The following is an 11,647-nucleotide window of genomic DNA, read 5'->3' on the forward strand; positions in this document are numbered from 1 at the left end:
CGGGTGGGCCGCGGGGGGCGGCTGTTTTTTTTTTTTTTTTAAAAGATCGCGAGGCAAGCTCGCTCCTACAGTTTTTAAGGTCTAAAAGAAGCGCCGGTATGCCGTTCAGGCAGATGGGCTTCGCCTTCGACAAACAGCTTTTGTCGCAGGCTGCCGGTGTCATACGCCGTTTTGTAGGAGCCCCGGCGCTGCAGCTCGGGGATCACCAGATCAATGAAGTCGGCGTAGCTTTCGGGCGTGACGATGCGGGTCAGGTTGAAGCCGTCCAGGCCGGTTTGCGAAATCCAGGACTCCAGCTCATCGGCCACTTGTTCAGGGGAGCCGACCACGGTGATGTAACGCCCGCCCAACGCGTGTTGTTCCAGCAACTTGCGGCGTGTCCAGTCGTTGTTCTGCAGCACTTTGGTGGCCGATTGGATAGCGTTGCTCTTCACGTACTGGATCGGTTCGTCCAGCTCGTAATCGGCAAAGTCGATGCCGGTGGAGCTGGCGAAATGCGCGACCCCGGCTTCGGCGCTGGCGTAGGCCAGGTATTCTTCACGCTTGGCCAGCGCCTGGGCTTCGGTCGGGGCGACGATGACGTTCAGGCCCATGAACACTTTGATGTCATCCGGGTTGCGGCCTGCCGCCGTGGCACTGGCCCGCACGCGGTCGACCTGGATTTTGGTCGCCGCCTTGGTCTGCCCGCTGATGAACACACACTCGGCATGGCGCCCGGCAAAGGCCAGGCCACGGTCCGAGCTGCCCGCCTGGAATAGCACGGGTGTGCGTTGAGGCGAAGGTTCGCACAGGTGATAACCCTCGACCTGATAGAACTCGCCCGCGTGTTTGACCTTGTGCACCTTGCCCGGCTGGGCGTAGATGCGCTGCGCCGGGTCGTTCAGCACGGCGTCGTTTTCCCAACTGCCTTCCCAGAGTTTGTAGAGCACCTCAAGGTATTCGTCGGCCTGGTCGTAGCGGCGGTCATGTTCCACTTGTTCGGTCAGGCCCATGGCCTTGGCGGCGCTGTCCAGGTAGCCGGTGACGATGTTCCAGCCCACCCGGCCTTGGGTCAGGTGGTCGAGGGTCGACATGCGGCGTGCGAACAAGTATGGCGGCTCGTAGGTCAGGTTGGCGGTCAAGCCAAAACCGAGGTTTTGGGTGACGGCGGCCATGGCAGAAACCAACAGCAATGGGTCGTTAACCGGCAATTGAATGGATTCTTTGAGCGGGACATCAACTGATTGTTGATAAACGTCGTAGACCCCGACGATATCGGCGATAAACAACCCGTCAAACAGCCCGCGTTCCAGCAGTTTTGCCAGCTCTGTCCAGTATTCCAGGGTGTTGTAGCGCGTCGAGGTATCGCGCGGATGCGTCCACAACCCGTGGTTGATATGGCCAATGCAGTTCATGTTGAACGCATTGAGCAGGATTTTCTTTTTGCTCATCAGATCGTCCCCCGCAGCGGTGGGTTTTCACTGTTGAGGTAGTAGTTACCGACAGCGTGGTACTTCCAGCGCACCGGGTCGTGCAGGGTGTGCACGCGGGCGTTGCGCCAGTGGCGATCAAGGCCGTACTCGGCCAGGGTGGCCTGGCTGCCAGCCAGTTCGAACAGGGTGCTGGCGGCGCTCAGCGCCACTTCGGTGCTGAGGGCTCGGGCTTCGGCCACGGCAATCGAGGCCGCCGCGATGGTGCTGGCGTTGGTGTTGGCCTGGGCGATATCCAGGAACTCGCCGCTGCGTTCCAGCAAGGCTTCGGTCGCATGCAGGCGCACGCTCAACTGGCCAAAGCTTTTGAGGGTCAGCGGGTCTTCGCTGGCGATGTCGGTGGTGGCGTCGATCCAGGGCCGGGTTTTGGTGCGTACAAAATTCAGCGCGTCTTCAAAGGCGGCGCGGGCGATGCCGGTGTCGATGGCCGCGTGCAGAATCTGCGCCAGCGGGCCGACCGGGGTGGGGCGCTCAAACGCCCTTTGAAACGGGATCACGTCGTCAGTGGCCACGAACACATTGTCGAACACCACTGAGCCGCTGCCCGTGGTGCGCTGGCCAAAGCCGCTCCAGTCGTCGATGACGTTCAAACCGTCGCTGTCGCTGCGCACAAAGGCCAGGTGCTGCACGCCGTTGTCATCGACCACCGAGGTCGGGATGCGCTGCGCGTAAAGTGCGCCGGTGGCGTAGAACTTGCGGCCATTGATGCGATAGCCGTGCTCGGCCTTGGCCAAGTGTGTGGTGCGGTCGTGGGCGGTTTTAGTGCCCAGTTCGGCCAGGGCATTGCCAAAGCGCTGGCCGTTTAAAACCTCTGTGTAGAGCCGTTTTTTTTGCGCTTCGCTGCCGTTTACCCGGAGCACTTCGAGGGCATAGAAATGGTTCTGCGGGATTTGCCCCAGCGAGCTGTCGGCCGCTGAGATCAGGCTGACCACTTCGGCGAGGGTGACGTTGGATACGCCTGCGCCGCCATAGGCCTTGGGCACGGTGATGCCCCACAGCCCGGTGTGGGAAAACAGTTCGAGTTCATCGAGTGGCAGGCGCCGTTCGCGATCGCGCACCGTGCTTTCACGTTTGAAATAAGCGGCCAGCTCACGCGCTACGCTCAGGGCCTCGGCATCGCTCTGGATGACCGGGACCTGTTTGGATATCAGTGACATGGGTGTCTCCGTTAGATCCAGGAATGCCTTGCAGGCAAAGTGCCGTTGAGGCGATAAGCGCCGATGGCGTGGTATTTCCAGCGCACGGGGTCGTGCAGGGTGTGAACCCGCGCGTTGCGCCAATGCCGGTCAAGGTTGAACTCGGCCAGGGTGGAACTGCTGCCCGCCAGCTCGAAGAGTTTTTCGCTGGCCAGTAACGACAGTTCAGTGCTCAACGCCTTGGCTTGTGCCACGGCAATCGAAGCGCGGGCGGCGGCCTGTGCATCAATCGGTGCTGCGCTGACCTCGTCGAGTACTCGACCAGCCTTGCGCAACAACGCTTCGGCGGCATGCAACTCGATGTGCAACTTGCCGATGTCGGCGATTACGTAAGGGTCGTCGCTGTTGCGCTCGACCTTGGCATCGATCCACGGGCGTGAGCGCTCGCGGACAAAGCTGAGGGTATCGGCGATAGCGCCACGGGCAATGCCCAGGTCGATGGCGGCCTGAATCAACTGCGACACGGCGCCTTGAATATTCGGGACCTCAGCCAGCCGCCAATTGTCGATCACCAGTTCTGCTTCAACGGGTACGTTGTTGAGCAGTACCGTGCCGCTGGCCGTGGTGCGCTGGCCAAAACCGGACCAGTCATCGACCACGCGCAAACCGGGCGTGCCACGGCGGACAAACGCCATGACCTGTTTGCCATCATCGTTCAGCGCCTTGACCGCGATCCAGTGCGCAAACAGCGCGCCGGTGGAGTAGAACTTCTGGCCATTGATCACGAAGTCTTCGCCATCTGCCGTGATCCGGGCTTTGAGTTCGAGGGTGTTTTTAGTGCCGCGCTCAGGGCCGGCATTACCAATGCGCCAGCCTTGCAGCACGCTGGTAAATAACTGTTCTTTTTGCGAGGGGGTCGCGACGCTTGCAATCAGGTTGAGCAGCCCGACCTGATTCTGCGGAATTTGCCCCAGCGCCGGATCGGCCGCCGAGATGATCGCGAAGACTTCAGCCAAGGTGACAAAAGACACCTGTGGCCCGCCGAATTCACGCGCAATCGAAATACCGCCCAAACCGCTGCGGGTGAAGGTTTCTATGAGTGACCACGGCAGTTTGCGGTGCTGGTCGCGTTTTGCAGCGTGCTCACGCGCGGCTTTAGCCAAGTCGTGGGCGGCCTGAAGGGCTTCGTTATCGGTGCGCAGGACGTGCGCTGCCAACAACAGGGGCGCGACATCCAAGTCGCTTTGCAGTTGTGCATTTGCCAAAAGAGTCATTAGTTCCGCTCCTTGGCTGCACGCAATGCCCCGGAAAGGGTAATTGTGTTGCTGACCATACCTACCTCATCTTTGGAGCGCCGCTTGAGCGGCGCGAAGTAAAGCAAGAGAGTCCGGTGGTCCGGTGCATATACCCTAATTGAGTATAAAAATTAAAAGAACTAACTTTTCGGAATATGAATAGATGATTCGTGCCACCTGCTCCGTTCAGTCCCGCCAGTTGGGGCGGGTCTCGGCAGCGCGCAGAATTTCTTTGGGAGCGGCGTTGATATAGCGCTTGTTGGTGCCGACCTTCAGCGTACGGGTCGGTGCCCAGCGTGAGTTGTTGCCCACACGGTCGATCACGCAGTAAGTGACCTCCAGCTTTGGGTCTTCACCGGCTTCCTGGATGATTTCAGGGGGCACGAACACGCTGACGGGCTTGTTGATGTCGGTCTGGCGCAACTTGGGCAGGTCGAGGCGGACATCTCCCCACAGCAAGGTGATTTCATCCTCGCTTGCCATATTGTGATAAGGCTCGATGGTTACGGGAACGCCGCGCTTCATCTGGCTACAGTTGATCCCGTAGCGCTGGATCTGGTCGGGAATCATCAAGGGCGCGAGCCCCTGGTTTTCTTCGCCGATGGCCAAACCGCCCGGGCAGTCGAGTTTGACCAGCACTTTAAGTTGCGCGGAAAGAGCCGGGCAACTGCCAATGTGCATCACCCGATAGTAAAGACGCGCTGTTCCGTTTTGAATAAAACTTTCTGGCACTCTAAGTGATACCGGACGGCCCATGTCGGTTTTGCAAATTTGCCGTGAAGATACATAGCAGCCGTCCCAGAATAGTTCAATCAAGTCACCTTCTTCCATATGGGTGTAGGGCGCTATGGTGACCAATAAATGTTCGGCGGCGCGCGCGCAAATGGTGTGTTTATTCGATTGTTCCAGTGTGGGTGCTGCCAACTTTAGAGCATGTGAGGTAAAAGGCATAAATGAAAACTCCTGTCTGACTTCTAAGTGGCACACAGCACGGCTATGGAGGCTGTATTCAAGGCGGCCAAGGCGGCTGGTGCTGTGTGGCCTGGAGAGTCGGGCTAACAATCCGTGTGCACTGTAGTAGAGGTAATAAAAGGTGGCACTGGGTAAAGGGTGGATCTATTTGTTTTATTAGATAAGAGTCTTAATGCAAGAGTGTCAAGGCGTGAAATTATAATTGGTCATCTCTTGGTCATAATCAGAAAGTTCCTACTGGTCATACGTTTTAAAGCGCTATTGGCTGCTGCAGTTTAGATGCATTGAACGGAATGAAAGAGGTAACTATATGTAATGAGGGTGGGTACAAATCCCACGCTACTTGTTAAAGTTGCTCAGGGTTTAATATGCCCAGGCAAGTTGTGCTTATTGCTACTGAGAATAAAAGATAACTCCTACGGTTGAATCGATGGCTTCAGGTGGGCAAGTAGCGGGGACGTGAGAGCTTTCTCGACGGTGCTCAGTGGTTGGCGCTTCTTAGCAATAATTTCACACACTCTCTGCATAATGAGCGCGAGAGGGGCAATCGGTTTTGCCCGCTTTGTGTTATTTAGACGTAGCAAATTTCCAGGATGATCACGTTAATGGCCACAGACCCTCTGCAGACATCGTCTGCCCCCCGATCTTCGCGTTTTCGCATGCGTTGGTATTACTGGCTTTTGCTGCTGGCGGCGCTGTTCTACGCCATAGCGTCTGTCCTGCATTGGGATGACCGGGGAGCTCTGTGGGTACTGGAGCAGTTTGAGAGCCAAAGCGATCAGAATGAGAGCGTCTGGCTGCCCAACTACCGCGTGGTCATTGATGCCAAGCCGATGCCGGGGCTGGAGAAGGATGAGGCCTCGGACCTGGCGTACAACCCCCAGACCAACACGCTGTTTTCGGTCATGGGCAAAAACCCGTTTCTGGTTGAGCTGAGCCTTGAGGGTGATGTTCTGCGCAAGATGCCGCTGGTGGGCTGGAGCAACCCTGAAGGCTTGACCGTGATGGAGAACGGGCTGCTGGGGATCGTCGATGAACGTGATCATTTATTGACCATTGTGAAGGTCGACGCCGACACCAAAACCCTGAACATCAACGACTTCCCCAAATATGACCTGGGGCCTTCAAAAGACCAGAACAAAGCCTTCGAGGCGATTGCCTGGGACCCGCGTCGCCAGCAGCTGCTGCTCGGTGAGGAACGTCCGCCGGCCATGTACGTCTGGAAGAGTGACGGCAGTCAGACCCTCTTGGGCAACAAGCAGAAAGTCCCTAGTGATGAGCTGGACCTGCGCAACCTGTCGGGTTTGAGTATTGACCCGCGTACGGGTCATACCTTGGTGCTGTCAGCCGATTCCCACTTGCTGCTGGAGCTGGATGAGCTGGGCGAGCAGGTCAGCTTCATGACCCTGCTGCGTGGCTTCAATGGCCTCAAGAGCACCATTCCCAGGGCTGAAGGGGTCGCGATTGATAACAACGGCACGCTGTACATGGTCAGCGAGCCGAACCTCTTTTATCGGTTCGAGAAGAAAGCCAAATAGCCATTACGGATTAAGCTTGAATTCATGCAGTCGTGATATTTCATCCGACTGATTTTTCTAGAGCTTGTCCTTATGCTGCGTGTCAGCCGTTCTACCCCGCTTCTTCTGGGCGTGTTGCTCGTGTCGTTGTTGGCCGCGGGCTTCGCGGCCCAGCATTACCGCTTGTTTGACCGAACCTGGTTCAACTTAAGCCTGCTCTGGCAACCCGCCAACCTGAATGCCATCAACCTGGGTGAGTACCGCGCTGTGCTGCAAGGCCGGGTGATTGATGGCCTTGAGGACAATGTCTCGGCGCTGACGTATGACCCGGTGCGCAAAAGCCTGTTTACCGTGACCAATAAAAACCCGGAGCTGATAGAGCTGACGCTGGATGGCCAAGTCGTGCGCAGGATACCGCTGGTCGGATTTGGTGATGCCGAGGCGATCGAGTTCATCGAGAAGAACACGTATGTGATCACTGATGAATACACGCAGCGACTGATCAAGGTGCAGGTTGATGACAACACGCGAGTGCTGAATGCCGAAGAGGCCGAGCAATTGACGCTGGGGATCAGCCCGTCGGGCAACAAGGGCTTTGAAGGGCTGGCCTACGATTCGGTGGGCAAGCGCCTGTTTGTGGCCAAGGAACGTGATCCGATGTTGATTTACGAGGTGCGCGGCTTTCCTCATGACAACCCGCTACAGCCGTATGCCACCCACGTGATCACCAACCCGCGACGCGATGCGCGGTTGTTTGTGCGTGACCTGTCGAGTTTGCAGTTTGATGAGCGCAGCGGTCATTTGCTGGCGCTGTCGGATGAATCCAAATTGCTGCTGGAGTTGGACATTAAAGGCCGCCCGTTCAGCACGTTGTCGTTGAAACAGGGGCGCAGTGGCCTGGAAAAGTCCGTGCCGCAAGCGGAAGGCGTCGCGATGGATGAAGAGGGAACGTTGTATATCGTGAGTGAGCCGAACCTGTTTTACGTGTTCAAAAAGCCTTAAATCAACACCGTGTAGGAGCGAGCTTGCCTCGCGATCTTTTGATCTTTAAAAGATTGCGAGGCAAGCTCGCTCCTACACGATTACGGGTTATTTGCTCAGGGTTTTGACGCCTTCAGGCGTACCCAGCAGCAACAGGTCAGCTGAACGTGCCGCGAACAAACCGTTGGTGACAACGCCAACGATGGCGTTGATCTGGCTCTCCAGCTCCACTGGATTAACGATCTGCAGGTTGTGTACGTCGATAATGATGTTGCCGTTATCGGTCACCACGCCTTCGCGGTACACCGGGTCGCCGCCCAGCTTGACCAGCTCGCGGGCCACGTGGCTGCGGGCCATCGGGATTACTTCAACCGGCAGCGGGAACGCGCCCAGCACGGGCACCAGCTTGCTGGCGTCAGCGATGCAGATAAAGGTCTTGGCCACGGCTGCGACGATCTTCTCGCGGGTCAGGGCTGCGCCACCGCCCTTGATCAGGTTCAGGTGCTCGTCGCTCTCATCGGCGCCGTCCACGTAGAACTCCAGGTCGCTGACGGTGTTCAGCTCATACACAGGAATGCCGTGGCCCTTGAGGCGTGCGGCGGTGGCTTCGGAACTGGCCACCGCGCCGTCGAAAGCGGCCTTGTGCAAGGCCAGTGCGTCAATGAAGCAGTTGGCCGTGGAGCCGGTGCCGACCCCGACGATGCTCTTGTCATCCAGTTTGGGAAGGATGAAGTCGACAGCCGCCTGGGCTACGGCCTGTTTGAGTTGATCCTGGGTCATGCGGGCTCCGGGGCGGGAAGGGTAAACAGAAGGGCGTGGAGTATAACTAAAACCTTTGGATTCGTATGGTCGCCCGTGTAAACGCTGGGGTAGACTCCTTGGTCCTGCTAACCGCCCAGTGAAGCTTTCCAATGCTCGAACAGTACGTTAAGAAGATACTCACCTCGCGCGTTTATGACGTCGCGGTAGAAACCCCATTGCAACCTGCCAATCAGCTTTCTCAGCGCCTGGGCAACCAGATTCTGCTCAAGCGCGAAGATCTGCAGCCGGTGTTTTCGTTCAAGATTCGTGGCGCGTACAACAAGCTCACGCAATTGACCGACGCCGAGCGTGCCTGTGGCGTGGTCACCGCCTCGGCCGGCAACCATGCACAGGGCCTGGCGCTGGCCGCCAAGGTGCTGGGGGTTAAAGCCACCATTGTGATGCCCAAGACCACCCCTGAGATCAAGATTGAAGGCGTGCGTTCGCGTGGCGGCATTGTGGTGCTGCACGGTGACTCTTTCCCGGAAGCCCTGGCGTACTCGCTGCAGTTGGTCGAGCAAAAAGGCTACGTCTACGTACACCCTTACGATGACCCGCACACCATCGCCGGGCAGGGCACCGTGGCGATGGAAATTCTGCGTCAGCACCCGACGCCGCTGGATGCGATCTTCGTGCCGGTGGGCGGTGGCGGATTGATTGCCGGTATTGCGGCGTATGTGAAATACCTGCGGCCAGACATTAAAGTCATTGGCGTCGAGCCCGATGACTCCAATTGCCTGCAGGCCGCGATGGCGGCGGGTGAGCGCGTGGTACTGCCAAGCGTCGGCATCTTTGCGGACGGCGTTGCCGTTGGCCAGATCGGCCAGCACACGTTCGATATCTGCAAAGACTATGTCGACGAAGTGATCACCGTGAGCACGGATGAAATCTGCGCGGCCATCAAGGACATTTTTGATGACACCCGCTCGATCACCGAGCCTGCGGGCGCGCTGGGTGTGGCCGGGATCAAAAAGTACGTGGAGCAACGCGGCGTGCGCGGCCAGACACTGGTGGCCATCGACTCGGGAGCCAACGTCAACTTTGACCGTCTGCGCCATGTGGCTGAACGGGCCGAGTTGGGCGAAGGGCGCGAAGCGATCATTGCCGTGACCATTCCTGAAGTGCCGGGCAGCTTCAAGGCGTTCTGCCAGGCGGTCGGCAAGCGTCAGATCACCGAGTTCAACTACCGCTACCACACGGGCAGCGAAGCTCACATTTTTGTGGGCGTTCAGACTCACCCCGAGAACGACCCGCGCAGTGGCTTGCTGGCCAGCCTGACTGAACAGGGCTTCCCGGTGGTTGACCTGACGGAAAACGAACTGGCCAAGTTGCACATTCGCCACATGGTGGGCGGTCACGCGGCCAAGGTCAGTGATGAGCTGCTGTTCCGCTTCGAGTTCCCGGAGCGTCCGGGGGCGCTGTTCAACTTCCTTAATAAGCTGGGCGGGCGCTGGAACATCTCGATGTTCCACTACCGTAACCATGGTGCAGCGGACGGCCGGGTGATGGCAGGCCTGCAAGTGCCTGCCGATGAGCGTCATTTGGTGCCGGCGGCGCTGGCTGAAATCGGCTATCCGTACTGGGATGAAAGCGATAACCCGGCTTATCAGCTGTTTCTTGGCTGATAGACGCTACGCTGATTGAACGGCTCAAGAGATAAATCACATGGAAACGTCCACCGCGTTAAAACTGCTGCACGGCGTGTCGACACTGTTGCTGTTTGTCAGCGCGCTTGTATTGCTGGTTGTGGTGATTCGCCGTTGGCGTGCCGGTGGCCCCTTCCTCGCGGGTGACCTGGTGCGTCGCCCGTGGGCTTTTGTCTGGGGGCTGATGGGCCTGTGTTTGCTGGCGCTGCCGGTCAGTGGCTGGTTTCTGGTGCACATGGCGGGTTGGCCGCTGAGCCAACTGTGGTTGCTGGGCGGCAGCAGTCTGTACCTGTTGGGTGGCTTGAGCTGGTTGTGGCTGGTGGTCCGGCTCAATCGCCTGCGACTGGGGCGCGTGGCCAAGCATCCGTGGTTTACCGTGGTGCTGGCGGCTTTCTGTGCGATCTGCTTTATCGCCATTGCGGCGATGATGGGCGCAAAGCCGGTTTAACCAACCCCTGTAGGAGCGAGCTTGCCTCGCGATCTTTTAAAAGATCAAAAGATCGCGAGGCAAGCGCGCCCCTACAAGCGGCAAGGGGATCAATCGCGCAGTGAAATCACTGGCCAGCCACGTTTAACCGCTTCTGCGCGCAGCTTGTCGTCCGGATCGACCGCAACCGCGTGGGTTACTTGCTCCAGCAACGGCAGGTCGTTCATCGAGTCGCTATAGAAGTAGCTGTCTTCGAGGCTGTGGCCGTTTTTTTCCATCCACTGGTTCAGTCGTGTCACTTTGCCTTCGCGGAAGCACGGTACGTCGGTGCTACGGCCGGTGTAGCGGCCATCGACGATCTCGCATTCGGTGGCGATCAAATGTTTCACGCCCAACTTTTCGGCAATCGGCGCGGTGATGAAACGGTTGGTCGCGGTGATGATCACCAGCGTATCGCCAGCTTCGCGGTGTTTGTCCAACAACGCGGCCGCTTTTGGCAGCATCAGTTCGTCAATGCAGTCGCGCATGAATTCGCGGTGCCATTGATCGAGTTGATTCATGTCATGTTTGCCAAAAATTTCCATGCTGAAATTAAGATAGGCAGCATTGTCGAGCTTTCCGGCCAGGTAATCCTGATAAAACTCGTCGTTTCGGGCTTTGTAGGCGTCACCGTCCAGAATGCCGCGTCGGCACAGGTAATCGCCCCACGCGTGGTCGCTGTCGCCGCCTAAAAGGGTGTTGTCCAAGTCGAATAAAGCCAAACGCATTGCAATTACCCGCTGAGCTGTCGGTTGAAAGCCCACAAGAATACGGTCTTTTAATAAGAGTGCACATAAGGTAGGACGGCGCGTTGCTGCTTTCACAACCTTTGTGGAACAATGCGGCGACATGCGTTTGCGAGGTTGTTGCCGTGATCGACCCCGATGGTTTCCGTCCTAATGTCGGGATTATTCTGACAAATGATGCCGGACAGGTACTGTGGGCTCGCCGTATCAATCAAGACGCGTGGCAGTTTCCACAGGGCGGTATCAACCCTGATGAGACGCCAGAAGACGCCTTGTATCGCGAGCTGAACGAAGAAGTTGGCCTGGAACGCGAAGATGTAGAAATACTCGCCTGCACGCGAGGCTGGTTGCGTTATCGTTTGCCGCAACGCCTGGTCCGTACCCACAGCCAACCGCTGTGTATCGGCCAGAAGCAAAAGTGGTTTTTGCTGCGCCTGGTCTCGAATGAGCAGCGGGTGCGGATGGATTTAACCGGTAAACCGGAATTCGATGGCTGGCGCTGGGTCAGCTATTGGTATCCGTTGGGCCAGGTGGTGACATTCAAGCGCGAGGTCTACCGTCGCGCGCTCAAAGAGCTTGCACCGCGCCTTTTAACGCGCGCCTGACACGGAGTTCGAC

General features: G+C 57.8%; 11 protein-coding genes. 5 read left to right on the plus strand and 6 right to left on the minus strand.

Annotated elements, in window-relative coordinates:
* Positions 1–74 precede the first annotated feature (74 nt).
* The 4 genes from NTD86_RS06845 to NTD86_RS06860 all read right to left on the minus strand — a co-directional run bounded on the left by NTD86_RS06845 (position 75) and on the right by NTD86_RS06860 (position 4,851).
* Positions 75–1,430 (minus strand): LLM class flavin-dependent oxidoreductase, encoded by a 1,356-nt coding sequence (locus tag NTD86_RS06845; RefSeq protein WP_262201404.1) that lies wholly within the window; start codon positions 1,428–1,430, stop codon positions 75–77.
* Entirely contained in the window at positions 1,430–2,626 is a 1,197-nt protein-coding gene (locus tag NTD86_RS06850) for an SfnB family sulfur acquisition oxidoreductase (RefSeq protein ID WP_262201405.1), read from the minus strand. The genes NTD86_RS06845 and NTD86_RS06850 overlap by 1 nt, the downstream gene beginning before the upstream one ends.
* 11 nt (positions 2,627–2,637) lie before the next feature.
* Complete coding sequence (locus NTD86_RS06855; RefSeq protein ID WP_262201406.1) at positions 2,638–3,879, minus strand: SfnB family sulfur acquisition oxidoreductase; 1,242 nt, start codon at positions 3,877–3,879, stop codon at positions 2,638–2,640.
* 207 nt (positions 3,880–4,086) lie between these two features.
* Complete coding sequence (locus NTD86_RS06860) at positions 4,087–4,851, minus strand: hypothetical protein (protein ID WP_262201407.1); 765 nt, start codon at positions 4,849–4,851, stop codon at positions 4,087–4,089.
* A 626-nt stretch (positions 4,852–5,477) separates the two neighbouring features.
* Between NTD86_RS06860 and NTD86_RS06865 the strand changes: the two genes are divergently transcribed.
* Both NTD86_RS06865 and NTD86_RS06870 read left to right on the plus strand, forming a co-directional pair.
* Complete coding sequence (locus tag NTD86_RS06865; protein WP_262201408.1) at positions 5,478–6,410, plus strand: SdiA-regulated domain-containing protein; 933 nt, start codon at positions 5,478–5,480, stop codon at positions 6,408–6,410.
* Positions 6,411–6,482: 72 nt separating this feature from the next.
* Complete coding sequence (locus tag NTD86_RS06870; RefSeq protein WP_262201409.1) at positions 6,483–7,391, plus strand: SdiA-regulated domain-containing protein; 909 nt, start codon at positions 6,483–6,485, stop codon at positions 7,389–7,391.
* Positions 7,392–7,478: 87 nt separating this feature from the next.
* Here NTD86_RS06870 and rpiA read toward each other — a convergent pair whose 3' ends face one another.
* Complete coding sequence (rpiA, locus tag NTD86_RS06875; protein ID WP_262201410.1) at positions 7,479–8,150, minus strand: ribose-5-phosphate isomerase RpiA; 672 nt, start codon at positions 8,148–8,150, stop codon at positions 7,479–7,481.
* Positions 8,151–8,281: 131 nt separating this feature from the next.
* Here rpiA and ilvA point away from each other — a divergent pair, with 131 nt between their 5' ends.
* Positions 8,282–9,796, plus strand: coding sequence for a threonine ammonia-lyase, biosynthetic (gene ilvA, locus NTD86_RS06880; RefSeq protein ID WP_262201411.1), 1,515 nt, complete (start codon positions 8,282–8,284; stop codon positions 9,794–9,796).
* A 40-nt stretch (positions 9,797–9,836) separates the two neighbouring features.
* Positions 9,837–10,265 (plus strand): DUF2269 domain-containing protein, encoded by a 429-nt coding sequence (locus NTD86_RS06885; protein WP_262201412.1) that lies wholly within the window; start codon positions 9,837–9,839, stop codon positions 10,263–10,265.
* A gap of 89 nt (positions 10,266–10,354) precedes the next feature.
* Here NTD86_RS06885 and NTD86_RS06890 read toward each other — a convergent pair whose 3' ends face one another.
* The gene (locus NTD86_RS06890; protein WP_262201413.1) at positions 10,355–11,011 is read right to left on the minus strand and encodes an HAD family hydrolase; all 657 of its coding nucleotides are present in this window, start codon (positions 11,009–11,011) and stop codon (positions 10,355–10,357) included.
* 143 nt (positions 11,012–11,154) lie between these two features.
* Here NTD86_RS06890 and NTD86_RS06895 point away from each other — a divergent pair, with 143 nt between their 5' ends.
* Positions 11,155–11,634 (plus strand): RNA pyrophosphohydrolase, encoded by a 480-nt coding sequence (locus NTD86_RS06895; RefSeq protein WP_019828104.1) that lies wholly within the window; start codon positions 11,155–11,157, stop codon positions 11,632–11,634.
* Positions 11,635–11,647 lie beyond the last annotated feature (13 nt).

The organism is Pseudomonas sp. 7P_10.2_Bac1, from assembly GCF_025465935.1.
Taxonomy (GTDB): domain Bacteria; phylum Pseudomonadota; class Gammaproteobacteria; order Pseudomonadales; family Pseudomonadaceae; genus Aquipseudomonas.